The following is a 24904-nucleotide window of genomic DNA, read 5'->3' on the forward strand; positions in this document are numbered from 1 at the left end:
TGGTACAGAGCCTGTCAGGACTGGCGGATCCTGACGATTTTCATATACTCGAATTCCATGCCTGCTACGATTTCTGTTTCCGGATAATAAGTGATATTCACCTGTGCACCCTGTAAGCTGCGATAGCGTTTCTTGCGTTTGAATCGAAAAGGCACATCATGGCCTTCCAGCATCAGGGTATTCATCAGCCACTCATCGTCCTCACGCTGAACATGCGACACCACTTTCATCTGTTCAGAATGTGTGAGGTCCGGATGCTGTTCCAGCAATTGCTTGGTTTTGTCTTTTTTTGCCATGCTTTTACCCTGAATCTTTTAGTGGCTTGCTTTTGCCCCCTGCTCTGCTTAGTCTGACAGACCGGATCAAGACAGGGAAGCGGTATCAACGTGCACATTCTACTTATCACTATCATGCTTTGGCTGTTGAGTGGCTGTACAGAACCCTCTCAGCAATCGGAATCGCAGCGCCGACTAGCCTCGGTGCACCAACAAGCAAAAGAACACCTGATAATGGCTCAGCGTGCCGTCACCTTCGAAGTGCTCGATACCCCCGGCCAACAACTGCAGAAAATCTTTCAGGCTCATCACCTTTTTATAGAAGCCCGACAAGTATACCGTAAAGCCGACGTTTTTGGACTGGCACCTGAGTCCTTTTCTGATTTCGAAGATAAACTGGCTACATTTAACCCGCGACTGGCTGAATATGCACTGGATCTGATGCGGGAACTGATGGACCGTACCCTGGTTTTGCGTAAAAAAGTCCAGAAAATTCGTAACGCTGAATCTGGTGTAGGTAACGTGTCGGGAGACGAGTCCATCAGGCGCCTGTCGAGGCTTTACAACGAAGAGGTCTACAAATGCTGCCTTAAAGACATCTATACAGTAATAGAAATCCTGCATGAATAGCAGCCACAAACCTACTCAGATGTCGTTCAGCTTGGCATGCGGGCTACGGATGAAATGGTAAAAATACTACAAGACAGAAACCATGCTGCGATTTTTCAGCAAAAGCTCGATGGATTAAAAAACACTAAACTCACGGACCTGTAATGACCTCTGGCAGAGGCGCTGAGACGCAGAGGAGTAATTAGTTATAAGTCTGCAGCCATCAGCTTTCAGTCACTAAAACACAACCCCCAGATTGACGGCAGATTACCGCACTTTTTCTGACAACTGACAGCTGATCACTGAAAACTTGTTAGTTAGTCCAATAAATTGGACCCTACAGTTACCGTCTTCGAGTCCTTCGTGGCTGAAGCCCTTTGGACCACGAAGCGCACGAAGAGCACGAAGAAAGCTGCTGTTAGCCGGATGCATAGGTGCAGAGAGGTATTAACGGTTTAGTCCTTTTTACCTCTCTGTGTCCTCTGTGTCTCTGTGGTGAAGTTTCTTTTTCGTGCCTTTCGTGTGGTTCGTGATAAAGACATCAGCCGATGGCGGCCAGTGCTTCTACCATCAGTTGCAGCGATACTTTGCCGCGGAAATAATTAATATCCAGCCGGTAAGCCAGTTGTACGGTTTTGGATTGCGGGTTTGGCCATCGCTTCAGATCCACGTTAAAAGCGATCGCATCAATCAGCTTGCCACCAGGCTCACGCACCATCATCTTAAGATGCTTGCTGCCCACCAGGCGCTGATCAACAAGTTCAAACTCACCATCAAACAACGGCTCTTCAAAGCCCTGGCCCCAGGGGCCACCGTCTTTGAGTTGTTGCGCGAAATCCAGATTCAGTTCTGTACTGCCCAATCGCCCGTCGCTGATGATTTGGCCTTCCAGCGGATGGCCCTGCAACCACTCTTCGGCAGTCTGACTGAATACGGCTTCAAAGGCCTTGAGATTTTCCACTTTCAGAGAGAGCCCGGCGGCCATGGCATGGCCACCAAACTTGTCGATAATCCCCGGATAGCGACTGTTGATTTCCTCCAGCAGATCCCGAATATGCAATCCGGGAATCGAGCGGGCAGATCCTTTGACAATCTCATCATCCTGATGCGCAAAAGCAATCGTCGGCCGGAAATATTGTTCCTTGATACGACCTGCCAGAATGCCAATTACACCCTGATGCCAGTCACTCTGGTACAAAACCAGGCCAAAGGGCAATTGCTGCTGATTAAAACTCAGCTGCTCAAGGGCTTTGAGAGCCTCACTCTGCATACTGGCTTCAATTTCACGCCGCTCCCGATTCAGGCTATCCAGTTGCACTGCCATCTGCCTCGCGATACCTTGTTCCTCTGTCAGCAGACATTCAATGCCCGTGGCCATATCGTCCAGTCTGCCGGCGGCGTTTAATCGGGGCCCAACAACAAAACCGAGATCGCTGGCCTGGATCCGGGCCGGTTCTCGCCCTGCCACTTCGAGCATCGCAGAAATTCCCGGCCGACAGCGACCACTGCGAATCCGCTGCAATCCCTGATACACCAGAATTCGGTTGTTGGCATCCAGTTTGACCACATCGGCTACCGTTCCCAGTGCCACCAGATCGAGAAAATCGGCGGGATTGGGGGCTTTTTCCCCTCTTTTTTCAAACCAGCCCTGTTGTTGTAACTCCCGGCACAGCGCCAGCATCAGATAGAAAGCCACCCCCACGCCCGCCAGGTTCTTGGAAGGAAAGCCACAGTCTGAAAGATTGGGATTAACGATCGCATCGGCTTCAGGCAATTGCTCCGCTGGCAGGTGGTGATCGGTAATCACCAGTTGCATGCCCAGCTCACGCGCGCGTTTTGCGCCGTTTAAACAGGCGATACCATTATCTACAGTCAGCAACAGTTGCGCCCCTTGCTGATGAGCGACCTCGACAATTTCGGGGCTCAGCCCATAACCAAAATCGAAGCGATTAGGCACCAGATAATCCACCTGACTGAATCCCATCGCTTTTAATGCCAGCACACAGAGCGCCGTACTGGTAGCCCCATCGGCATCAAAATCTCCGATAATCATTACCCGGGTCTGGTTTTCTAAAGCCCGCGTCAGAGAGGAAACGGCAGTATCAATGCCTTTGAGTTGCCGGTAATGGGCAAGATTGGCGGTCTGGCGCTGCAACTCAGATTCACTGACGATGCCGCGGCTGGCATAGATATGCTGAAGCCTGGGATGCAATGTACTGTGTTTATCTCGCCACTGACCAGCAGGCCGTTGAGTAAGCTTAATTGTCATAGAAGAATCATTGATATGCCCTCCCAAACAGGGAGGGAAGACTGGCTCAGGAATTAATATCGTCAAGAATCTTAATCAGTTCAGCAGGCGGCTGATAGCCCGGGATCATATTACCATTACCCAGAATAATGGCGGGTGTACCCTGCACCCCAACCTGCTGGCCAAAGTTATAATGGGCACTCACCTGATTTTTACAGCTCTTATTGCTGATATCCTGACCGGCTTTGGCATCAGTCATCGCTTGCTGAGGATTCTCAGCACACCAGACTGAAACCAGGGATTTAAAGCCATCGCTGCTCACGCCGCCGCGGGGAAATGCCAGATAGCGCACAGTAATCCCCTTCGCGTTGTAGCTATCAATTTGCGAATGCAGCTTACGACAATAGCCACAGGTGGTATCGGTAAAAACGGTGACTTCATATTTCTCATTCTGGGCCTTAAATTCAATCACCGAATCTGAAAACCGCTCTAAACCCTGCAAGCGCACCACAGACAAGGCTTCTTCTGTTTCATTCTGCAGGCCTTTATCCAGATTAAAGACTTTGCCATGTAACAGATAGGTACCGTCTTCACTGATGTAAAACAGCCCTCTGTTGGTCATAGCCTGGAGTAAGCCGGGCACCGGTGACGGTTTTATACTGTCAACAGACAGCCCGATACTGTCGGTGATCTTAGCTCGCAGATCTGCATACTCCTGTTGCGCCTGAGCAGTGAAAGACAAGACTGCAAGCAGACCGGAAATGGCAATAAAAGAGAAGGTTCTAATCATAAAATATCCGAAACAGCGGTGGATTAATTATCAGACCTGACAAAGCAGGAGATTCTTTCAGTCGCCCATTGTAAACGCTGACCGTTCAGGATACCAATCTGAACAGGATAAACCGCTGTTATTCAGCGCTCACTGCTGCTCCGTTGTCTCTCAGCGTCACTATGGCGCAGTTATTCTGCCCACGCCTTATCCTCTGGGATGATGTTCATTTATCAGGTTTTGCAGCCTCTGTGTGGCCACGTGAGTGTAAATCTGGGTAGTGGAGAGATCAGAATGCCCCAGCAGCATCTGTACCACCCGCAAGTCTGCACCATGGTTGAGTAAATGCGTGGCAAACGCATGCCGCATGGTATGAGGTGACAGACTCTGATCGATTCCTGCGCGCTCGGCATAGTATCGTATCCGATGCCAGAAAGTCTGGCGGGTCATCTGCCGGCCACGACTGGAAGGAAACAACACATCGCTTTGCTGCTTTAACAACATTGCTCTGCCGGCGCGCAAATACTCCTGAATCCAGCTTAAGGCCTCTTCCCCCAAAGGTACCAGGCGTTCCTTATTTCCTTTACCGGTAATACGTACCACCCCTTGTACCGTGCTGAGCTGGCCTAATCTCAGGCCCACCAGCTCTGACACGCGTAACCCGGTCGCGTAGAGGACTTCGAGCATAGCCTTGTCACGTAGTTGGATGGGTTCATTCGTATCAGGTGCTTCGAGTAAGGCTTCAACCTGGTGCTCACTTAAGGTTTTTGGCAGAAACTTACCCAGCCTGGGATTTTGTAGCAGCGCCAGTGGATCATCTTCACGGAGGCCCTGTGTGATCTGGAATTTTATCAGGGCACGTAAGCTGGACAGAAACCGCGCCGTACTGCGCTCTGACAATCCCTGATCATAGCGATCGGCAAGGTAGTGCTGCAATTGTTGCAGGTTAAAAGCATCAATAGTGGTTTCCTGTACACTCAGGCTCTTACAAAACCGCGTTAAATCACTGCGATAAGCCGATAACGTATTTTCACTCAGGCCCTTTTCCAGCCACAGCATGTCGATAAAACCGTCTACTAAGGCAACATTCTGGCTCAGGGCTTTGCTGACAGGGGCATTTTCTGGTGAATTCGTCACAGGGGGTCATCGGTTAAAAAGCAATAACGCCTATGCTAACACCGACAACAAGAGCGGCTGAAGATAAAAAGCCGCTGCCCCAAACTGGATCTCATGGAATTAACCAAGCACAATATGCGCAAATCTCAGCAAGTGATCCCATTTAATGACTGACACCAGTGCCCAAATTGGTCTTTTCTACGGTTCCAGTACCTGTTACACAGAAATGGCCGGTGAAAAAATTCGAGATGCATTAGGCGAAGATCTGGTGGAGCTTCACAACATTAAAGAGGTCTCACTCGAAGACGCGCAGCAATATGACATACTGATTTTCGGTATCTCTACCTGGGACTTCGGCGAATTGCAGGAGGACTGGGAATCATGCTGGGATGATATCCGCAACCTGGATCTCAAAGGCAAGGTTGTCGCTCTCTATGGCCTTGGCGATCAAATTGGTTATACCGACTGGTTTCAGGATGCGCTGGGGATGCTGCATGACGAACTGGTGTTACTGGGTTGTCAAATCATCGGTTACTGGCCTAATCAGGGCTACGAGTTTGCCGCCTCAAAGGCCCTGACCGAAGATGGCAGCCATTTTGTCGGACTGTCACTGGATGATGAAAATCAATACGATCTGAGCGAAGCGCGTATCGACAAATGGGTGGATCAGCTACTCGAAGAAATGCAGCAATTATGAACCGAAATGCCCGCCCTCTCGTAAACGGTATTATTTGGATCAGATAATGCCGGAATCCAAACCCGTAATATTAATCACCGGTGCCGCCCAGCGTATTGGTCTGTATTGTGCAAAAGCCCTGAATCGACAGGACCATAAAGTCGTCATCAGTTATCGTCGTCAGCGACCTGTTCTGGACACCCTGACAGAAAAAGGCATTGACTGTATTCAGGCAGATTTTTCCACTGCTGCCGGGGTTGAGGCCTTTATCGACGTCATCCGTCAACGTTACCCCCGCCTGCGCGCCATTATTCATAATGCCTCTGACTGGAAAACGGACAGTGATCAATGCCAGGCAGAGATTTTTGCACAAATGATGGCCGTTCACGCCCAGGCCCCTATGCTGATTAACCGACAACTTGCATCTCTGCTTTGCACCGATAAAAGCGATATTATTCATCTAACAGATTATGTCGCCAGTACCGGTAGCAGCAAGCATATGGCTTATGCCGCTTCCAAGGCGGCGCTGGAAAACCTGACGCTGTCTTTTGCCCGATTACTGGCGCCAAAGATAAAGGTTAATGCCATTGCCCCGGCACTGATCTGTTTCAACGAAGGCGATGATGAGGCCTATCGCCAGAAGGCTCTGCAAAAATCACTGTTGCGCATTGAGCCCGGCGAACAGGAAGTGATGAGAACCATCACATGGCTACTAGAGTCTGACTATGTCACCGGCCGCATTATAGCGCTCGATGGTGGTCGCCACCTTAAATTCTGATGCCACTGCCCAGGCTGCACCGCCCCTATTATCGCAATGGCCCGGATCACCGGGAAGGTCAGGATGTCAGCTTTGCCGATATCAACCGTATCTTCGGTTTTCGGACTGTCATTGTTGGCAAGTGGGTCAGTAAAGAAGAACAACAGCTGGCGGCCAACCTGTTTTTTGATGCCTTTTGTGATCTGATGCTGATCCTGTCGGTACCTGAGCAGGTGATCTCCCTCAACGGCCAGCTTTCACTCACCTTTGGCAGTGGTGGCAGTAAATATGCCAGTGCCCATTATGAGGCCCACACGCGAACCCTTGCGCTGGCCAAAAACGCCGGTGGAGGCGCCCTGGCCCATGAATGGTTTCACGCTTTTGATCATTACATTTGTCCGCGCGTTTTTCTTCAGGTGAGTCGGACAGATTTTGCCTCAGCCTGCTGGCTGGAAAAAACACCATTGCTCGATCATCCACTCAATCAACGACTGGCAAATTGGTTTAAGGTTCTTTTTCTCACTGACGACGGACAAGGTGGCAGCGCCTACCTTCAACAAGCAGTAAAAATCGATAAATCATTGAAAAGCTTTTACTTTGCACAACCTCAGGAACTGGCCGCCCGGGCATTTGAAGCGATAGTGCAAAATCAGCAGCTTAAAAATGCCTTTCTGGTTCAAGGTACCAAACAAAGTCAGGAAGCGCAGATGGGCCTGTACCCACAAGCGACCCAGCTGCAAACATTACAAGCCGTTCTTTTTGAGTACTTTTACCTGTTGGGACGGGCGCTGGACGGGCGAGCCTGAGTCACCGGGGTATTGTTTCTTAACCTGTATAAAGAATAGAAGTTACTCAGCTGCAGTGGCGTAATATCAACAGCGAGCACCCTGTCTCAATCCATAGCTAGCCGTTACGCCAGCACACCTTGTGAACATCAGACATGTGAGCTCCCGACTGATTGAACGGGAGATGGTTGAAACGGCTTCCGATTACCATAACTCGCACGAAAATCCTTGCATTGGATCAAATAATATTTATAATTTTCAGAAATTACTGAAACTTGTGAAAATAAATATGACACTTACTCCTTCACTGTCTTCTTTTGTGATGCACTTCGGTGAAATGGGCAGTCGCTGGGGCTTTAACCGCACAGTGGGTCAAATGTATGCCTTATTAGTGATCAGCGAAGCGCCTTTAAGTGCCAGTGATATCGCTGAGGCACTGTCTATTTCCCGCGGCAACGTGAGCATGGGCCTTAAAGAGTTGCAATCCTGGCAACTGGTACAGATCAGCCACCAGCCGGGTGATCGCAAGGAGTATTTTACGGCGCTTGGCAGTATCTGGGATATGGCTAAGCGGGTAATGGAAGAACGCCGCAAACGGGAAATCGACCCCACGTTATCCTTACTACGTACTATATTACTCGATAGTACCGAGCAGCAGGAAACGGATCATGCACGCCAGCGTCTGCAGGAAATTCACGACTTGCTCGAATCGCTGACTAAATGGACAAACGAGCTGCAGCGGCTCAGCCCTGAGAACCTTAATACCCTGCTAAAACTCAGTTCAGGGGTAGGCAAGGTACTGGATATGAAAGATAAATTTATTACCAGGGATATCAGGCCTCAGGGAGAACGCTGATGGACGATGTGCTCATACTGTCACGGCTACAATTCGCCGCCAATATCAGTTTTCATATTCTGTTTCCCACAATTACCATCGCCCTTTGCTGGTTTCTGGCCTATTTCAAAATACGCTTCGATTTGTCCCGTGATCCGGTATGGATGCGGATCTACCGCTTCTGGGTTAAAGTTTTCGCCCTTAGCTTCGCCTTAGGTGTGGTCTCCGGCATTACCATGTCATTTCAGTTTGGTACCAACTGGCCAGGCTATATGGAGAAAGTCGGTAACATCGCCGGGCCTCTGCTGGGCTACGAAGTACTGACCGCGTTTTTTCTCGAAGCGACATTTCTGGGCATTATGCTGTTCGGTCAGGGCCGCGTGCCCAACTGGGTGCATACACTGGCCACCTTAATCGTGGCGCTGGGTACCTCTCTTTCGGCTTTTTGGATCCTGGCGCTGAATTCCTGGATGCAGACTCCGGCGGGGTTCGAGATGCGCGACGGCATAGCCCATGTTACCGACTGGTGGGCGGTAATCTTTAACCCTTCTTTTCCTTACCGTCTGGCGCATATGTTGCTGGCCTCAATGCTTACCGCCTGTTTTCTGGTGGCCGGGCTGTCAGCTTATCGCCTGCTCAGAGGCGACACCAAAAAAGCACCCCGTATTGCGCTCAAAACAGCATTGTTTGCAGCAGCACTGGTGACCCCACTGCAAATTTTTGTCGGTGATTTGCACGGACTCAATACCCTGAAGCATCAACCACAAAAGGTCGCAGCCATGGAAGGAGTCTGGGAAACTGAGCGTGGTGCCCCATTGTTACTTTTTGCCATTCCCGATGAAACAAGCCGCAGTAATCATTTTGAAATTGGCATCCCCAAAGGCGCCAGCCTGATCCTGACCCATGATGCCGATGGCGAAATTCAGGGACTGAATGATTTTATTGGCGAACACCCGCCGGTCAAACCGGTATTTTACGGATTCAGATTGATGGTTGGCATCGGCATGCTGATGCTCGCGCTGGCCTGGCTCGGCAGCTGGCAACTATGGCGACATAACACGCTCTCTCCTTTATTGCTTAAAGCGACATTTGCCATGACCTTTTCTGGCTGGGTTGCAACTCTGGCTGGCTGGTACGTGACAGAGATTGGCCGCCAGCCCTACCTGGTGAGCGGCGTACTCAGAACTGCCGATGCGGTAACCGATGTGGCACCGGGCAATGTGCTACTGACGTTCTGTTTATATGTCAGCCTCTACACCGTTTTACTGGTGGTGTATATCCGCACTTTACTGCGTCTGGCCCGTAAAGCCACGGAAGTAGAAGAGATCAACCAAAAGACTGATGAAAGCACCACTAATGCGCCTATGGCACAAGGAGAAAGCTGATGTTTGCCGATCATACTCTGCCTTTTATTTTTGTCGGCCTGATGGGGCTGGCGGTGTTGCTGTACGTCATTCTTGATGGCTATGACCTGGGCGTGGGGATCCTGTTGCCACTGAAAAATGAATCCCACAGCGATAAGATGATCGCTTCTATCGGCCCCTTCTGGGATGCCAACGAAACCTGGCTGGTATTAGCGATTGGCGTTCTCTTTATCGCTTTTCCGGCAGCCCATTCGATGGTACTTAAGGCACTCTACCTGCCGGCCACATTTATGCTGCTGGGCCTGATTCTGCGTGGAGTTGCGTTTGATTTTCGCGCTAAGGTTAAACCGGCGCGCAAAGGTATCTGGGACAAGGCCTTTAAGTTTGGCTCGCTACTGGCCAGCTTTATGCAGGGATACATGTTGGGTATGTATATTATGGGTTTCGAGCAAAGTCTGCAGGCCATGGCATTCGCCCTGCTCAGTGGTATTGGCGTTACTGCTGCCTATTGTTTTATCGGGGCCTGCTGGCTGATTATGAAAACCGAAAGCGACTTGCAAAAACGTGCTGTGGGCTGGGCCAGAAAGTGTGTCTGGGTTTGTTTTGCCGGAGTATTAGGCGTTTGTATTGTGAACCCACTCATCAATGAGCTGGTATGGCAGCGCTGGACCAGCCTGCCTTCCGCGCTGTTTATCTGGCCCATTCCGTTTATCAGCCTCAGTCTGTTCGCACTGTGCCATTTTGTTCTCAATCGTCTGCCTTTAAAAGATGATGCAGGATGCTGGCTACCCTTCATTATCGCTTTGCTGATCTTTCTGTCCTGCTATCAGGGGCTGGCGGTCAGTTTCTTTCCGTATATTGTGCCGGGTCGGATGAATATCCTGGAAGCCGCCAGTGCACCTGAATCTCTGCGCTTTATTCTGATTGGTGCAGTCATTGTAGTGCCTTGTATACTCGCCTACACGGTGTTTTCGTACCGCGTATTCTGGGGCAAAGTGACAGAACTCAAGTACTACTGAACTGGTTAGTGGTACCGACCTGCTACCTTCACCCTTAGCATTTCAAGGATAACTCCATGCTAGCCCTGATTCTGATATGCCTTAGCACAGCGACGACTCTGCTGCTGGGCTGAATCCACCTTTTGTACACGTTCCGAGGTAACAAGTTCATGCCGAGGCGTTGCGATTTCGGCGCTTTATAGAAAAAGACCGCGCCAAAACGGCGCGGCCAAAACACCTTCAGGGAATAACATCCTGAAATGGGCTATTGCCCGATTGGAAACCCGACCAGCCCGGTTGGGGCCAGACCAGTCAGGCAGTAGTGTTAATACAAGTTCCGGACCAAAGTAATAAAATACAGCAAGATCAACCATTTAACTTTAAACTATAAAAAAAAAGGAAACTGGATTGTCCCCCTTTAGTGACACCCTGTTCAGAAAACAATCTGCCTACCGGACGCTGACTGCAACAGTACTAAGGCAGGCAGCTTCTGAGTTAACGCCCTAAGGCCAAATGTCTGCAATTAACGACACAATTTCCAGAATAATGGCCTGATTAACACAACTTATTGATTATAAAAAGTTATTTTCTGTCATTAGTTGGCGACAATCGTTGATCGGGCTGTTCTTCCTGTGCATCTGTACTATGTCCTTCTGCCCGGGGATCCAGTTCTGCCATCACCGGGGTATTCGGCGTGGTGGCAGAGAAAGCCACGTGCTCCTCCAAAGGTACAGGGGCCCGCACACTTCGACGCCAGAACAGAAATACCACGGTAATTGATGCCAGCAATACAAAATAAATAAATAAGCCTTTGGCGCCAAAACCGTTGATAAACAAGGGGGCCAGCAGGGGCCCTGCCATTGCGCCCACGCTGTAACACAACAGCAGGCCCTGATTACCGGCAATAATCTGAGCAGGTTGTAACTCGTCACAGGCCTGACTCAGACTGATCGGATAGATCGCAAAAATCACACCACCGAGACTGGCCACCAGCAAGGCTGTCAACCACGAGTCATCACGAAGTTCCAACAATACAAACAATACGCTTATTACCAGAGTCGCGAAAAATAGCGCGGTCAGAACGAGGCGCCGGTCGACCCTGTCAGAAAGCCGGCCAACCGGATATTGCAGACACATGCCGCCCAGAATCAGCCAGGCCACCATGTCCGTAATCTGACTCAGATCAAACCCCATCAAAGAGAAGTATAAAGGCAGCAAACCATAGGCAACGCTGAGTAACAGGCCGGAAACAAAGCAACTGAATACCGCTGTGGGCGTCATTCTCATCAGCGCAAAGACAGAAAGTTTCTCATGCTTGTCAAAGTGCGGCATGTCTACCCGCGACAGGACCAGCGGAATCACCGATAATGAAGCCGCCAGTGCTGCAACCACAAAGGGCAAAAGCATGGTGATATCGAGCTGTTTGAGCAGCATTTGCCCTATCACCATAGCGGCATAAAATAGCACCATATACAGCGCCATCATCCGACCACGGATACGTACCGGGCTGCTGACCATAATCCAGGATTCAATCACCACCAGCAGCCCCCCTGTGGCAAAGCCCCCCAGTAACCTCAGAAACAGCCAGGTTTCCGGTGCCACAAACATGCCATACAGCAATGCTAAGCTGCATAGAATAGAGGCATACGCCGAATAAGCGCGGATGTGACCAACCCGCAAAATCAACCTGCTATTGATAAAGGTCCCTGCCATTAACCCGGTAAAATAAGCAGTAGATACAGCCCCAATCCAGAATGTGGAAACCTGCTCTTCTGCCAGGCGCAGGGTCAGCAATGTGGTCAGCAGACCGTGGCCTATTGAATAAATCAGCAGACTGATCAGCGGGGACGCCATGGATGTTAGTGCGGCTCTGGGCATAGTGATAAGAAAAAGAAATTCAAACAATTAGATAGCAGGAAATACCGCACAGGTAAAATAAAACCTGTCGCTTAATAGTGCATTTATTGTGGTGTATAGTGGTTTCTCACATTCGTTGACATAACCGGGTAGTTTTATTCGCCGGTAGTCATAGTCAAAAAGTCGTTAAGGTTTGTGTAAACGGGGCTACTGACTGAATAACAAGCCCTATTTTAAATAGCGGATTCACCTGTTTTTGTTGCACTTAATCTATGGGGTTTTGATGCCGACTCGTCAGCAGGGCTTCAAAGCTGCGGCGTACCACAGGCAGAAAATCCTGGACTTTGTCTCTGTTTGCCGCCTGATAGGCACCGTACAAGGTTTTGTTAAGTCCCTTGGGCCCCAGCGGCCGAATACACAGCAGTTGCTGGCGATCAAAGTCTTTTACCAACCAGTCGGGCACTGCCGCCACACCCAGTCCTGCAGCCACCATTTGCAGCATCACCGAACTGTTTGCCACCGTCTTCACGCTCTGTGGCTGACACATGGCCGGCTGCAAAAACTGACGGAACACATCCAGCTTTGCCAAAGGTACAGGATAGGTCAGCAAACGTCTGGATTTCAGATCTTCAGGCTGAATATAGTGCCGTGACGCTAACGCATCATTCAGCCCCATCACCAGCACCAGTTCAAATTCTCCAAGAGTTTCGTATTCGAGATCATCCAGCGCTACTCTGTCATCGGTAAACAGCAGATCCAGCGACTGACGCTCCAGTTCCGTCACGCCATCAAACAGATTTTCTCCCTGAAGATCCACCCTGATATCAGCATAACGCTGATTAAACTCAGTAATCGCCGGCAACAGCCATTGAAAGCAAGCATGACATTCAATGCCAATACGCAACTCTTCAACCCTATCGATTCCGCCTTTGAGTTCGGCCTCCACCTTAGTCACTCTGGGAATCACTTCCCGGGCCAGGTTGAGCAGCATCAGGCCTGATTCGGTGAAACGCAGCGGTTCTGTTTTACGCTCAAATAACCGTTCACCAATGCGGGATTCCAGCTCCTTAAGCTGGTGAGACAGCGCCGAGTGACTCATAAACAGCAGCGCCGAAGCACTCACCAGATTGCCGCCCCGCTCAAGTGCCAGCATGGTCTTTAAATGTTTCAGTTCAAGCATAGTGAAATTTCTTCAAGTTGCGCCTGAAAATCTTGCGCTTGTAGCCAACAGTCATGGCAGTGAATATACACGTCTAGATGGCTAAAAGGAACGAACAAATGAAACTACACACGTTAGGATTTCCCCGTATCGGAGCGAAACGGGAATTGAAACTTGCTCTTGAAGATTATTGGCAAGGCAACATCAACAAAACGCAATTTTTGCAGACAACGGCTGACATCCGCCAGAAGAACTGGTCAGCACAACAGCAAGCAGGAATTGAGTTACTGCCAGTGGGAGACTTTGCCAATTATGACCATGTTCTGAGTACCAGTCTTTATCTGGGCATTATTCCCGAGCGCTTTGCACATGACAACAGTGATCCGCTGGATCTGGAGTTTCGCATCGCTCGCGGCCGTGCGCCTACAGGCTGCGCCTGTGCAGCGTCCGATATGACCAAATGGTTTAACACTAACTATCACTATATTGTGCCGGAACTGAGTCAGGATATGGATATTCAGGTGGATATTCAGCCACTGCTGACCCAAATAGACGAAGCCAGGCAATCAGGACATGAGGCAAAGCCGGTAATACTCGGCCCGCTTAGCTACCTCTATCTGAGTGCTTTTGAGGGCGATAAGCTACAACTTTTACCTCAACTTCTCGCAGGCTACCAGCAGATTTTTGATAAGCTAAATCAGGCTCGGGTAAGCTGGCTGCAAATTGACGAACCCATACTGGGCCTGGAGCTCGACGAAAACTGGCAAGCAGCTTTTCGCCAGGCCTATGGCGAGCTGCGCCAGGGCAGTCTGAAGTTACTGCTGACCAGTTATTTTGCCAGTGTCGATCATCATCTGGACCTGATCGCCTCTCTGCCCCTGCACGGTGTGCATCTCGATTGCGTGGCAGAACCTACCGATATCCAGCTTGCCATCGACCTGCTGCCCCGCCACTGGGTCGTCTCCCTTGGGGTGATTGATGGGCGCAATATCTGGAAAACCGATCTTAGCGCCTTATATGAAAAACTGGAGCCGGTTTATGCGCAGCTGAATGGCAGAACCTGGCTGGCACCCAGTTGCTCTTTGCTGCACTGCCCGGTTGATCTGGAACAGGAGAATACACTGGATCCCCAGGTTAAGGGCTGGCTGGCCTTCGCCAGCCAGAAGTGCCACGAATTGTCATTGTTAAAAGACGCACTGCTCAGTGGCGATACCGCCGCGATTGAACAGTACTCAGCTCCGGTCAAAGCCAGGTTAACCTCCCGTGAGGCGGTCAACAAATCGCTCAGAGACAGGCTAGACAATCTTAAGCAGGTAGAGCGCAGTGAACCTTATCCGGTACGCAAACAACAGCAACAGGCGCTGGGGTTACCCTTACTGCCAACAACCACTATAGGCTCTTTCCCGCAAACAGCAGAGATACGCCAGATCAGAGCGGCCTACAAACGCAGGGAGTCGACATTGGAGCAATATACCCGGGCCATGCAACAACAGATACAGGATTGCATCAGCCGTCAGGAAGAAATCGGACTCGACGTGCTGGTGCATGGTGAGCCGGAACGTAATGACATGGTGGAGTACTTCGCCGAATTTCTCGACGGCGTTACCAGCACCCGCTTTGGCTGGGTACAGAGTTATGGCTCCCGCTGTGTTAAACCTCCTGTGATCTATGGAGATGTCCGCCGCACACGAGCCATGACCACTGACTGGCTGAGTTATGCCCAGTCTCTTACTGACAAACCAGTAAAAGGCATGCTCACCGGTCCGGTAACCATTTTATGCTGGAGCTTTGTGCGCGACGATTTAAGCCGCGATCAGGTGGCCAGACAAATTGCGCTGGCGGTCAGTGATGAGGTGGAAGATCTGATACGTAGCGGAATCAAGATCATTCAAATCGATGAGCCTGCTATTCGTGAAGGAATGCCGATAAAACAAAGTCAGTGGCAGGAGTATCTCAACTGGGCGGTAGCCAGCTTCCGTCTGGCCAGTGCCAGAGCGCCAGCCCCAGTGCAAATCCACAGTCATATGTGCTATTCAGAATTTAACGATATTCTGGATGCCATTATTGCTCTGGATGCCGACGTACTGACCGTAGAGACCTCCCGCTCGAATATGGTGTTACTGGATGCCTTTAAACACAAAGCCTACCCAAATGACATCGGTCCCGGTGTTTATGATATCCATTCACCCAATGTGCCTGACTCGGGTTGGATCACCAACTTGTTGAAAAAGGCGCTGGAGGTAGTGCCCGCTGAGCGACTATGGATTAACCCCGACTGTGGGCTCAAAACACGTGGCTGGGAGGAGACCCGTGCGTCTCTTGAAAATATGATAGATGCAGCGAGGCAGTTACGAAAAGAACTGGCGAAATAATAACGAAAAGTGGCGGATTTCCTGGCAAAAGTCCCTGCACCGCTGAGTCGCAAAGAACGCGGAGGTAACAGAGATTACAGATTCAAATCTCTGCGCCCTCTGTGACTCAGCGGTGAAATTCTTTTTTTGTGTCTACAGGGTCTCTAACCAATGCTCCGCCGGTGCCGGGCGGCCAAAGTAATACCCCTGGAATGCCTGGCATTTGAGCGCTTTCAGGCGCTCTTCCTGTTCGAGGGTTTCCACTCCTTCGGCAATCACTTTCAGTTCAAGGCTCTTGCCCAGCGCAACAATGGTACTGACTATGGCCTCATCATTTGGATCAGACAGTAAGTCCCGAACAAAGGTCTGATCAATTTTAAGGCTGCTCAAAGGTAATCGCTTCAGATAACCCAATGACGCATAGCCGGTGCCAAAATCATCCAGTGAAAAACGGATCCCCATTCCCCTTAGCAGGTTCATTTTGTTAATGGTATTTTCCAGGTCATCGATCAACAAACTCTCAGTGATTTCCAGTTCCAGATAGTGCGGGTCAATGCCGGTGTGAGCAATACAGGATTGTATATGCTCTACAAAATGTGGGTGATAAAACTGGCGGGCACTAATATTAACCGCCAGAATCAGCTCCTTCATGGCTGCATGGTGTTGCCACCCCGCCAGCAACTGACAGGCTTTTTGCATCACCCATTCGCCGAGGGGAACAATCTGACCGCTGGACTCAGCAACTGGAATAAAGTCAGCCGGAGAAACCCAGCCCATATCAGGGTCCTGCCAGCGTAACAACGCTTCCATGGCAAATACTTTATGGCCTTCATCAAACTGTGGCTGCAGATGTAATTGCAGGTTATCCCCTTCCAGCGCTCTGCGCAGCGCCGCCTCCATCTGACTTTGATGGTTCACTTTGGTCTGCATCACCGGATTATAAAAGCGCATGGTATTGCGCCCGGCGTCCTTAGCATCACACAGAGCCAGATCGGCTTCTTTTAGTAGTGTCTCCACACTGCCTTTGGCGTCAGAGAACATCACCACACCGACACTGGCTGAACCACTGAATGGCCCGCTGTTGAGTACATAAGGTTGCGACATTTTTTCCAGTAAAGTTCTGGCCTGAGAGGTAGCAAAATTGACTGCGTCATCCATATTCTTACCCAGCCCCTCAAGGACCAGTAAAAATTCATCAGCACTCAATCTTCCCAGTGTTTCTTTACCATGCAACCCCTCCCCCAATCGCGCAGCAGCCTGGCGCAGTAACTGATCCCCGGCTGCATGCCCTTGTGTGTCATTGAGTGTCTTAAAGTTATCCAGGTCAATCAGTAATATCGCGCCTTCACTACCACTGGTCTTTGCATGCATCAGCGCCTTATGCAGCCTGTCCAGCAGCAAGCGGCGGTTGGGTAATTCGGTAAGGGGGTCGAAATAGGCCAGCTGGTGTAGTTTCTGCTGCGTCTGACGGTATTCACTGATATCTGTAGCAATGCCACAAAGTGCATAAATGTTGCCACGGGTATCTCTGAGTGGCAGTTTAACCGAAGTACTGGTTATTTCAGTTCCGCCCCCCGTTAGCAGGGTGGACTCTTCGTTGGTGATCCGCTCCCCGGTCTCAAGCACGCGGATGTCGGCTTCTGCCAGCACAGCGCAGGTGTGTGGATCAAAAAAACTCTCATCGGTAGAGCCTATAATCTGCTCCTCGGAGTAACCTAATAAGTCACACACTTTCTGATTAACGTACCGATAGCGCCGCTCTTTATCTTTGATAAAGATAAACGCATCAACACTGTTCAGAATCGTGGTTAATCTGGTCTCAGTGGCGCGCAGATGTGCACCAATGCGGGAAACCCTGCGTCGGAGCAACTGGCTGATTACAAGTGCCAATAACAGTCCCGAAACCAACGCCGCCACAAGCCACCAGACATAAGCAGGTATACTTCTGGCCTGCTGTATACTCCACTTTTCCAGTATCAGGTAATAAGGCGAATCCGGGTCCCGCTTCCAGTTTTGCAGATAACGATCCAAAGTGGACAAGACCCCGCTGTGCCTGCCAGGTGGGGTGACATAGAACAGCTTATTCGGCAAAAACATTACGGGGGAGGAACTAAGATTGAGCTCACTGGCTAATTTCTCACCGATATACTGATTTGACGCAACAACATCTGCACGGCCTTCACTAACCGCTCTGAAACTCTCTGCAATATTTTTCTGAGGCACCCAGGTAACCCGAAGCTCAAAATTGCTGACCAGATTTTCCAGATAACTTTGCTGCACGGAACCCTGTAATACGGCCAGTCGCTTATCCTGCAAATCAAGCAGACTGGAAAGTTTCTGATTCTTCGTGCCATACAGCTGTGACCAGCTCATTAAGGCCGGAACCTGATGAAAGTCCATGGCGCTTTCTCGGGTCTCGGTCCAGGCCACATCAGGCAAAATGTCGATCTCGCCCTGCTCTATCCATCGCAGGCAAAGCTCCCAGTGACACTCCACCGTCTCTAGTTGCCAGCCTTCGCGCTTAGCAACTTCCGACAAAATATCCCCCTGAATACCGCTGATGTTCCCCTGCTCATCAGTCAATATTTTTGGTGGGTTGTTATAGACACCCACCTTTAGCGTCGTCTGCTCAGTCGCTAAAACCGGCCTGATTACTATCAGGCTCATTACCAACAACAAAAGCAACCTGCTAATTGTCTTGTTGCTCAGTTTCCTTTTCGCAGTTAGGTTTCGCTCGCCATTCATCCGTGTAGCCTTAGTTTATTAGCCAGCAATACTGGTGAAAAAAACTCCGTATTTCAATAGATTTGTCAGCAAATCAGACAGGGTTTCAACTCTATAGAACTACCGTTCAGATTAATACATCTAACGCTTAATGCGATGGTTTTATGGCAAATGCTCCAGTGCCAGATAATCATGTGACTGCATCTCTTTGAGACGACTTAAACAACGATTGAACTCGAAATTCAGACGCCCCTGAGAATAGAGCTTCTCCATTGCCACTTCGGCTGAGATAATCAGCTTTACATTGCGCTCGTAGAACTCATCAACCATGGCAATAAAACGTCTGGCAATATCGTCATTTTGCTGGCCCATCTGCTTTACGTTGGCAACCAGAACAGAATGATAACAGCGGCTTATTTCCATATAATCAGACTGACTCCGGGGTCCGTCGCAAAGTGCTTTAAAGTCAAACATCACCACCCCGTCTGCCTCACGCAGGCTGTTAATTTTTCGCCCTTCGATATCAATAGGCTGATTTTCACATCCCGGCTCCGGGGCTAACTGCTCAAAATAGCGGTATAGATTGATACTGGCATCGTCATCCAACGGATAATGGTAAATTTCAGCCTGCTCCAGGGTGCGCAAGCGGTAATCTACACCACTGTCCACATTGACCACCTGAGTATGCTGCTTAATCAACTCAATAGCCGGTAAAAAACGGGATCTTTGCAAGCCGTTTTTATAGAGCTCATCGGGGGGAATATTCGAGGTAGCCACCAGTATCACCCCCTGCCCGAACAACTCCTGCATCAACGTGCCTAAAATCATGGCATCGGTTATATCGGACACAAAAAACTCATCGAAGCACAGTATTCGCGTTTCTTTGGCCAACCGTCTGGCAACCACTTTGAGTGGATCTGACTCGCCGCTAAAGGACTTCAGCTCCTGATGTACTCTGTGCATAAAACGGTGAAAGTGAATGCGCATTTTACGCTCAAAGGGCAGGCATTCATAAAACGTATCCACCAGATACGTCTTACCCCTGCCAACGCCGCCCCAGAAATACAGTCCACGAATGGGTTTCTGAGATTGTTTTCCAAATAGTGCCTTAAGGCGGTTTTTAACACTCTTATCCGGCTGAATCGTTAACAATTCATCATATAGCGCCTGCAAATGCGTAACCGCTTTCTCCTGAGCTTTGTCATGAACAAAGTCTTCGCTGGCCAAATCCTGCTGATACTTCTGCCAAGGCGTCATCGCTTGCATAGTCTGCATCTTGAATAAAAATAAACTGGCCGCATAGTTTGCTCAGCAGGTATGATTAAGTAAAGGGCTATCACGCTATTTTCAATAGTTGGCGCACGGAATCCGTCAGTTCAGGTATTATATGGCTACTCAGGCGGCCTCAAAATACCGGTTCGTGAACCACGGGCGTGTTTCAGTGCCAACTGGCGATACAAATCGTTAACCTGTTACGCCATGGTAACACAACGTGAAATGGCTCCCGTAAACAGGGCCAATAGTGCTTTTATCATCAGTGACACCTTAATTTCAGGGTGACATGGGTATAATGTATCAGTGACACATCAGGAGTGGTTATGGATTGGATTATCGGAATTTTATTATTGCTTAGCGGGGCAGTTATTGGCTTTTTCATCAGCCTGTTTTTGTCTAAGCGTCAGGCAAACACCACCTCCGGCCCGCATCTTGAAAAAGAGATCAAGAGTATATTATCGGAACAGGGTCAGATTCATATCAATGAGTGCCGACAGGTGCTCGAAGCAATGGAAAAGCAGAGCGAGCTGCTGAAGCAGCAACTGGATCATTATGAGGATTTGTTGACAACACCCGAAGACGAAGAGGACTCACCACAACTGAGTTATTTCGGCGATCAGGCGTCGGTCTACCTGCGCAACAAGGGAAAAACACGTCAACAGAAGAATCAGACCGCAGATTATCAGCCCAGAGATTATCCCAGTGCCAGTTCCGGTCTGTTCAGTGGTAAACCCAGTGGCGCCTCTGAGCGCAAAAGTACCGTTGATGAGCAAAAAGTAACAAAATAATTCATCACTGCTTTGCATTGAACTTTAGTTCGTTATTTTGAGTCTGTTAGACAGTCAGTTTGATTCGGAGTAATAGCAACAATGAGAAAACCTTTTGTCACCATCGTTTTAGCCACCACAATGGCCATCTCCGCAACGTTGTCGCCAGCCAATGCAGCGTTGCCTTTTTTCAATACCGACAAGAATGAGATACCTTCACTGGCCCCCATGCTGGAAGACGTAAAACCCGCAGTGGTCAGTATTTCTGTAGCCGGCACTCAGGTATCCCGCCAGCGTGTACCGGAAATGTTCCGTTTCTTCTTTGGTCCCAACATGCCTGATGAGCAGGTTCAGGAACGACCTTTTCGGGGTCTTGGTTCAGGTGTCATCATCGATGCTGAAAAAGGCTATGTGGTCACCAATAATCACGTCGTCAGTAAGGCTGATGAAATCACCATTAAGCTGATTGATGGTCGAGAACTCGAAGCGAAAAAGATTGGTTCAGACGAGCAGAGTGATATCGCCCTGCTACAGGTCGAGGCCGACAACCTCACCGCCGTTAAACTGGCCGACAGCGACGGACTCCGGGTAGGAGATTTTGCCGTAGCGATTGGTAATCCGTTTGGTCTCACGCAGACTGTTACCTCTGGTATTATCAGCGCTTTGGGGCGCAGTGACTTAAATATCATGGGCGGCGGCGGATATGAAGATTTTATTCAGACCGACGCCGCCATCAACCGTGGTAATTCAGGCGGGGCTCTGGTCAATCTCAGAGGCGAGCTGATTGGCATTAATACGGCGATATTCGGTCCAAATGGTGGCAACGTAGGAATCGGTTTTGCCATTCCGGTCAATATGATGAAGAGCCTCACCAGTCAGCTGATTGAGTTTGGTGAAATTCGTCGTGGATTATTGGGGATCCTTGGCCAGGATCTGGACTCTGATCTGGCTAAAGCAATGGATCTGGACGTGAGTCAGGGCGCTTTTGTCAGAGAAGTTAATAAAGACTCGGCAGCACAGAAAGGGGGGATTGAGCCTGGCGATATTATTATCTCAGTGGACGGCAAGAAAATTCGCAGCTTTACTGAGTTACGGGCCAAAATAGGTACACTCGGTGCTGGTACAGAAGTAGATTTGGGGCTTATCCGCAACGGCGAGATCAGTAATGTCACCGTGGTACTGGACGATTTCATTCAACAGAATGTCACCGCCAGCCAGATTCATCCGTTCCTTGAAGGCTCTACCTTATCTGATGGTGAAACCAAAGACGGCATTACTGGCGTTACGGTTACAGAGATTCAACCCCGCTCTCCGGCGGCAAGGCTGGGTCTGCAGGATGGCGATGTGATTGTTGGTGTTAACCGCCAGCGCATCACTAATGTCAGCGAACTTCGCAGCTATCTGGACGACAATGAAGGCGTCATTGCCCTGAATGTCAAACGTGGTAGCAGCTCTTTGTATCTGGTCATTCGTTAGGCCACTCCTGTTCATCTGCGGGCCGTGTCTGGCCCGCAGAAACCAGTCGTTTGCAAAGCTCAGCAGGATATCTGATCACGTTGGTATTAAAACCGTGATGACAATGCTATTCTCTGGCCAATTTTTGAAAGATAACTCTGATAGCTGTGACTGATAACAACTGGGCTTCCTTTATTTTTAAATCCGTTCTGCTGGGGCTGATAGTGGCTGTAATTCTGCTGCTGACAGTACCAGAGTTGCGCAATGGCTCAGGACTTTCATTAAAAATGTTCGACTCCAGCGTCACTCAGCGTGCTCCCATGAGTTTCAGTGATGCCATCGCCAATGCCGCACCTGCTGTAGTGAATATCTACAGCACAGGTTATGACAATCGCCCATTGCTCTATCGACGCCAACCGGTGGAACGAACCAGCCTCGGTTCGGGTGTGATAATGACGGCCGGGGGACACATACTCACGTGTTATCATGTGATTAAAGACGCCGAATATATCAATGTGATCCTGCAGGATGGCAGAGTACTGGATGCCCAACTGGTAGGCCAGGATCCACACACGGATCTTGCAGTACTTAAGGTCACTGAAGAGAACCTTCCCGTCATTCCTCAGACTGAAATTCCCGATACCCGGGTCGGAGACATCGTACTGGCCATAGGCAACCCCTATAACCTGGGACAAACCATTACCCAGGGTGTGGTCAGCGCAACCGGCCGCGCGGGCTTAAGTAACTATGTCAGCAGCGCGAACTACGCAGATTTTATCCAGATGGATGCGGTACTTAATAAAGGCAATTCAGGTGGCGCCCTGGTGGACAGCAATGGCACCATGGTGGGGATCAATAATGCCAATTTCAAAACCCTGGACAACAACCGACGTATAAAAGATGTAGCCGGAATTTTCTTTTCTGTGCCTTATGCCCTGGCTAAAAGGGTGATGGATGATATTGTCGCCCATGGCCGGGTTATTCGTGGCTATCTGGGGATCAGCGGCAGTGAGTTTATTGATCAACCCGGTATTCTGGTCACAGCCGTTGACCCAAAAGGCCCCGCTGCTGCAGCGGGAATAAGAGCCAACGATATCATCATGAAGATTGATGGCAATGCTATTGAAAGCGCCTTTAAAACGCTTGATTTAGTGGCCGAGACCCAACCGGGCTCAGAGCTTACCTTCGAATTACGGCGGGATGAACAGGTTCTGAAGACGCAGGTAACCATTACTGAACTGGGAAGCAATGGTTAACCTTGCGGATTACTCTGACGTATCAGGGCGTATTGATCTTTGGTGTATGGTCTTTACTTAAAACTTAATAACAACACAGCCTAATCAACACGCTGTATTTTCGCACCCAGTGCGCCCAGTTTAATTTCGATCTGCTCGTAACCACGATCCAGATGATAGATGCGGTCTACCAGCGTTTCACCTTCAGCGACCAGACCCGCAATGACCAGGCTGGCGGAGGCCCTTAAATCCGTTGCCATCACTTCGGCCCCCGTGAGTTCCGAGTTACCCCGGCAAACAGCACTGTTCGCTTCCAGATCGATTTTGGCCCCCATACGCTGTAACTCAGGTACATGCATAAAACGGTTCTCGAAAATGGTTTCTGTTACCACTCCGGTTCCCTGAGCCACCGAGTTCAGCGCCACAAACTGTGCCTGCATATCTGTAGGAAAACCGGGATGAGGGGCGGTTTTTATATTCACACTGTGCAGCGTTTTGTGCTGCATATCGAGCTCGATCCAGTCATCTCCGGTGCTGACCTCAGCCCCCACTTCGCGCAATTTGGCAATAACGGCCTCAAGAGTATGAGCCGCTGCCTTTTCGCAACGAACTTTACCTTTGGTCATAGCCGCCGCTACCAGAAAAGTACCGGTTTCAATCCGATCCGGCAACACGCTGTGATTACAGCCACTGAGTCTACTAACGCCCTGTATACGGATATTATCAGTACCGGCGCCGGAAATATTCGCTCCCATACTCTTCAGGCAATCTGCCAGGTCGACAATTTCCGGCTCACGAGCAGCATTCTCAAGAATCGTCTCACCTTGCGCTAACACGGCCGCCATCATCAGGTTTTCAGTAGCCCCGACACTGACCATATCCATAAAAATTCTGGCGCCCTGTAAACGCCCATCGACGCTGGCGGTGATATAACCTCCATCAACATCAATTTTGGCACCCATACGTTCCAGCCCACTGAGGTGCAGATTAACCGGTCGAGCACCAATGGCACAGCCACCAGGCAACGACACCTGAGCCTCACCATGTTTGGCCAGTAACGGCCCCAGAACAAGGATCGAAGCACGCATGGTTTTTACCAGCTCATAGGGCGCTACCAGGTTAGAGATCTGGCTTGCATCAATAGTCACAGTGTCTGCAACGAAGCTGACCTGTGCCCCCAGACGCTTCAACAGATCAAGACTGGTCTTAACATCGCGCAGGGCCGGGACATTGGTAAAGGTGCAGACCTCATCGGTGAGAAGGCTGGCCATTAATAAGGGTAGCGCGGCATTCTTGGCGCCGGATATTCGCACAGCCCCCAGCAGAGGTCCGTTACCCTGAATCAGTAATTTTTCCATTATATTTATTCCGGCATGATGAACTTGCGTTCACGCTGCCATTGCTCTGGAGTAAAGGCCTTAATTGTCAGTGCGTGGATACTGCCATCGGATATCTGTGCCGACAAAGGTGCATAAATCAGTTGCTGTTTCCTGACACGGCTGGCACCGGCAAAAACTTCACCAACGGCGATAACCTGATAATGAGATCCTTCGCCTTTGACGTACAGCTCAGTCAAATCCAGTGCTTGTCTGAGTAGGGTTTCAATTTCATCTGTTTGCATAGAACAACTTATAGCTTGCGGTGGGCCG

21 protein-coding genes are annotated in these 24904 nt (G+C 49.9%); 11 read left to right on the forward strand and 10 right to left on the reverse strand.

Translation table 11 applies throughout. The features are described 5' to 3' along the window. Positions 1-14: 14 nt before the first annotated feature. Positions 15-296: a hypothetical protein gene (locus tag CDA54_RS03230; protein WP_099033557.1), complete on the reverse strand. Its 282-nt coding sequence runs from the start codon at positions 294-296 to the stop codon at positions 15-17. A gap of 90 nt (positions 297-386) precedes the next feature. On the opposite strand from CDA54_RS03230, the gene CDA54_RS03235 reads away from it, so the two are divergent. Further along, entirely contained in the window at positions 387-905 is a 519-nt protein-coding gene (locus tag CDA54_RS03235; protein WP_143452250.1) for a hypothetical protein, read from the forward strand. A gap of 520 nt (positions 906-1425) precedes the next feature. On the opposite strand, the gene recJ is transcribed toward CDA54_RS03235, so the two are convergent. From recJ to xerD, 3 genes are all read right to left on the reverse strand, one after another. Continuing rightward, positions 1426-3153: a single-stranded-DNA-specific exonuclease RecJ gene (recJ, locus tag CDA54_RS03240; RefSeq protein WP_099033559.1), complete on the reverse strand. Its 1728-nt coding sequence runs from the start codon at positions 3151-3153 to the stop codon at positions 1426-1428. 46 nt (positions 3154-3199) lie between these two features. Then, positions 3200-3922 (reverse strand): bifunctional protein-disulfide isomerase/oxidoreductase DsbC, encoded by a 723-nt coding sequence (gene dsbC / locus CDA54_RS03245; protein WP_099033560.1) that lies wholly within the window; start codon positions 3920-3922, stop codon positions 3200-3202. A gap of 186 nt (positions 3923-4108) precedes the next feature. Beyond that, positions 4109-4960, reverse strand: coding sequence for a site-specific tyrosine recombinase XerD (gene xerD / locus CDA54_RS03250; protein WP_099033621.1), 852 nt, complete (start codon positions 4958-4960; stop codon positions 4109-4111). 223 nt (positions 4961-5183) lie between these two features. On the opposite strand from xerD, the gene fldB reads away from it, so the two are divergent. From fldB to CDA54_RS03280, 6 genes are all read left to right on the forward strand, one after another. Further along, the gene (fldB, locus tag CDA54_RS03255) at positions 5184-5714 is read left to right on the forward strand and encodes a flavodoxin FldB (protein ID WP_099033561.1); all 531 of its coding nucleotides are present in this window, start codon (positions 5184-5186) and stop codon (positions 5712-5714) included. Positions 5715-5760: 46 nt separating this feature from the next. Continuing rightward, entirely contained in the window at positions 5761-6471 is a 711-nt protein-coding gene (folM, locus tag CDA54_RS03260; RefSeq protein ID WP_099033562.1) for a dihydromonapterin reductase, read from the forward strand. Further along, the gene (locus CDA54_RS03265) at positions 6471-7256 is read left to right on the forward strand and encodes a CLCA_X family protein (RefSeq protein ID WP_099033563.1); all 786 of its coding nucleotides are present in this window, start codon (positions 6471-6473) and stop codon (positions 7254-7256) included. The genes folM and CDA54_RS03265 overlap by 1 nt, the downstream gene beginning before the upstream one ends. A 268-nt stretch (positions 7257-7524) precedes the next feature. Further along, positions 7525-8091 (forward strand): GbsR/MarR family transcriptional regulator, encoded by a 567-nt coding sequence (locus CDA54_RS03270; RefSeq protein ID WP_099033622.1) that lies wholly within the window; start codon positions 7525-7527, stop codon positions 8089-8091. Further along, positions 8091-9455: a cytochrome ubiquinol oxidase subunit I gene (locus CDA54_RS03275; RefSeq protein WP_099033564.1), complete on the forward strand. Its 1365-nt coding sequence runs from the start codon at positions 8091-8093 to the stop codon at positions 9453-9455. The genes CDA54_RS03270 and CDA54_RS03275 overlap by 1 nt, the downstream gene beginning before the upstream one ends. Beyond that, positions 9455-10453: a cytochrome d ubiquinol oxidase subunit II gene (locus CDA54_RS03280; RefSeq protein WP_099033565.1), complete on the forward strand. Its 999-nt coding sequence runs from the start codon at positions 9455-9457 to the stop codon at positions 10451-10453. Before CDA54_RS03275 ends, CDA54_RS03280 begins: the two co-directional genes overlap by 1 nt. A gap of 561 nt (positions 10454-11014) precedes the next feature. Here the strand turns inward: CDA54_RS03280 and CDA54_RS03285 are convergent. Both CDA54_RS03285 and CDA54_RS03290 read right to left on the reverse strand, forming a co-directional pair. After that, the gene (locus CDA54_RS03285; RefSeq protein ID WP_218962369.1) at positions 11015-12337 is read right to left on the reverse strand and encodes an MFS transporter; all 1323 of its coding nucleotides are present in this window, start codon (positions 12335-12337) and stop codon (positions 11015-11017) included. A gap of 217 nt (positions 12338-12554) precedes the next feature. Continuing rightward, positions 12555-13469 (reverse strand): LysR substrate-binding domain-containing protein, encoded by a 915-nt coding sequence (locus CDA54_RS03290; RefSeq protein WP_099033566.1) that lies wholly within the window; start codon positions 13467-13469, stop codon positions 12555-12557. 98 nt (positions 13470-13567) lie between these two features. Between CDA54_RS03290 and metE the strand changes: the two genes are divergently transcribed. Further along, positions 13568-15820 (forward strand): 5-methyltetrahydropteroyltriglutamate--homocysteine S-methyltransferase, encoded by a 2253-nt coding sequence (gene metE, locus CDA54_RS03295; protein WP_099033567.1) that lies wholly within the window; start codon positions 13568-13570, stop codon positions 15818-15820. A 132-nt stretch (positions 15821-15952) separates the two neighbouring features. On the opposite strand, the gene CDA54_RS03300 is transcribed toward metE, so the two are convergent. Further along, positions 15953-18466, reverse strand: a complete 2514-nt coding sequence (locus CDA54_RS03300) for an EAL domain-containing protein (protein ID WP_099033568.1) — start codon at positions 18464-18466, stop codon at positions 15953-15955. Between the two features lie 219 nt (positions 18467-18685). Continuing rightward, positions 18686-19780 carry a cell division protein ZapE gene (gene zapE / locus CDA54_RS03305; protein WP_280523528.1) on the reverse strand — a complete coding sequence of 365 codons (1095 nt, stop codon included), beginning with the start codon at positions 19778-19780 and terminating at the stop codon, positions 18686-18688. Between the two features lie 341 nt (positions 19781-20121). Here zapE and CDA54_RS03310 point away from each other — a divergent pair, with 341 nt between their 5' ends. The 3 genes from CDA54_RS03310 (at position 20122) to CDA54_RS03320 (ending at position 23276) form a co-directional block, all read left to right on the forward strand. Next, positions 20122-20586 (forward strand): ZapG family protein, encoded by a 465-nt coding sequence (locus CDA54_RS03310; protein ID WP_099033570.1) that lies wholly within the window; start codon positions 20122-20124, stop codon positions 20584-20586. A 120-nt stretch (positions 20587-20706) separates the two neighbouring features. Further along, positions 20707-22041, forward strand: a complete 1335-nt coding sequence (locus CDA54_RS03315) for a DegQ family serine endoprotease (RefSeq protein WP_373286063.1) — start codon at positions 20707-20709, stop codon at positions 22039-22041. A gap of 146 nt (positions 22042-22187) precedes the next feature. Then, positions 22188-23276 carry a trypsin-like peptidase domain-containing protein gene (locus tag CDA54_RS03320; RefSeq protein WP_425319642.1) on the forward strand — a complete coding sequence of 363 codons (1089 nt, stop codon included), beginning with the start codon at positions 22188-22190 and terminating at the stop codon, positions 23274-23276. A gap of 80 nt (positions 23277-23356) precedes the next feature. On the opposite strand, the gene murA is transcribed toward CDA54_RS03320, so the two are convergent. Together murA and CDA54_RS03330 are read right to left on the reverse strand one after the other, a co-directional pair. Continuing rightward, complete coding sequence (murA, locus tag CDA54_RS03325; protein ID WP_099033572.1) at positions 23357-24613, reverse strand: UDP-N-acetylglucosamine 1-carboxyvinyltransferase; 1257 nt, start codon at positions 24611-24613, stop codon at positions 23357-23359. Between the two features lie 5 nt (positions 24614-24618). After that, complete coding sequence (locus tag CDA54_RS03330; RefSeq protein ID WP_099033573.1) at positions 24619-24876, reverse strand: BolA family protein; 258 nt, start codon at positions 24874-24876, stop codon at positions 24619-24621. Positions 24877-24904 lie beyond the last annotated feature (28 nt).

Origin of the sequence: Lacimicrobium alkaliphilum (assembly GCF_002591895.1) — a bacterium.
Lineage (GTDB): Bacteria > Pseudomonadota > Gammaproteobacteria > Enterobacterales > Alteromonadaceae > Lacimicrobium > Lacimicrobium alkaliphilum.

What these genes read in the sequence shown, in the direction of transcription:
- CDA54_RS03230 (WP_099033557.1), bottom strand. Translation starts at nt 296, where the DNA reads ATGGCAAAAAAAGACAAAACCAAGCAATTGCTGGAACAGCATCCGGAC.
- recJ (WP_099033559.1), bottom strand. Translation starts at nt 3,153, where the DNA reads ATGACAATTAAGCTTACTCAACGGCCTGCTGGTCAGTGGCGAGATAAA.
- dsbC (WP_099033560.1), bottom strand. Translation starts at nt 3,922, where the DNA reads ATGATTAGAACCTTCTCTTTTATTGCCATTTCCGGTCTGCTTGCAGTC.
- xerD (WP_099033621.1), bottom strand. Translation starts at nt 4,960, where the DNA reads ATGCTGTGGCTGGAAAAGGGCCTGAGTGAAAATACGTTATCGGCTTAT.
- fldB (WP_099033561.1), top strand. Translation starts at nt 5,184, where the DNA reads ATGACTGACACCAGTGCCCAAATTGGTCTTTTCTACGGTTCCAGTACC.
- folM (WP_099033562.1), top strand. Translation starts at nt 5,761, where the DNA reads ATGCCGGAATCCAAACCCGTAATATTAATCACCGGTGCCGCCCAGCGT.
- CDA54_RS03265 (WP_099033563.1), top strand. Translation starts at nt 6,471, where the DNA reads ATGCCACTGCCCAGGCTGCACCGCCCCTATTATCGCAATGGCCCGGAT.
- CDA54_RS03270 (WP_099033622.1), top strand. Translation starts at nt 7,525, where the DNA reads ATGACACTTACTCCTTCACTGTCTTCTTTTGTGATGCACTTCGGTGAA.
- CDA54_RS03275 (WP_099033564.1), top strand. Translation starts at nt 8,091, where the DNA reads ATGGACGATGTGCTCATACTGTCACGGCTACAATTCGCCGCCAATATC.
- CDA54_RS03280 (WP_099033565.1), top strand. Translation starts at nt 9,455, where the DNA reads ATGTTTGCCGATCATACTCTGCCTTTTATTTTTGTCGGCCTGATGGGG.
- CDA54_RS03290 (WP_099033566.1), bottom strand. Translation starts at nt 13,469, where the DNA reads ATGCTTGAACTGAAACATTTAAAGACCATGCTGGCACTTGAGCGGGGC.
- metE (WP_099033567.1), top strand. Translation starts at nt 13,568, where the DNA reads ATGAAACTACACACGTTAGGATTTCCCCGTATCGGAGCGAAACGGGAA.
- CDA54_RS03300 (WP_099033568.1), bottom strand. Translation starts at nt 18,466, where the DNA reads ATGAGCCTGATAGTAATCAGGCCGGTTTTAGCGACTGAGCAGACGACG.
- zapE (WP_280523528.1), bottom strand. Translation starts at nt 19,780, where the DNA reads ATGACGCCTTGGCAGAAGTATCAGCAGGATTTGGCCAGCGAAGACTTT.
- CDA54_RS03310 (WP_099033570.1), top strand. Translation starts at nt 20,122, where the DNA reads ATGGATTGGATTATCGGAATTTTATTATTGCTTAGCGGGGCAGTTATT.
- CDA54_RS03315 (WP_373286063.1), top strand. Translation starts at nt 20,707, where the DNA reads ATGGCCATCTCCGCAACGTTGTCGCCAGCCAATGCAGCGTTGCCTTTT.
- murA (WP_099033572.1), bottom strand. Translation starts at nt 24,613, where the DNA reads ATGGAAAAATTACTGATTCAGGGTAACGGACCTCTGCTGGGGGCTGTG.
- CDA54_RS03330 (WP_099033573.1), bottom strand. Translation starts at nt 24,876, where the DNA reads ATGCAAACAGATGAAATTGAAACCCTACTCAGACAAGCACTGGATTTG.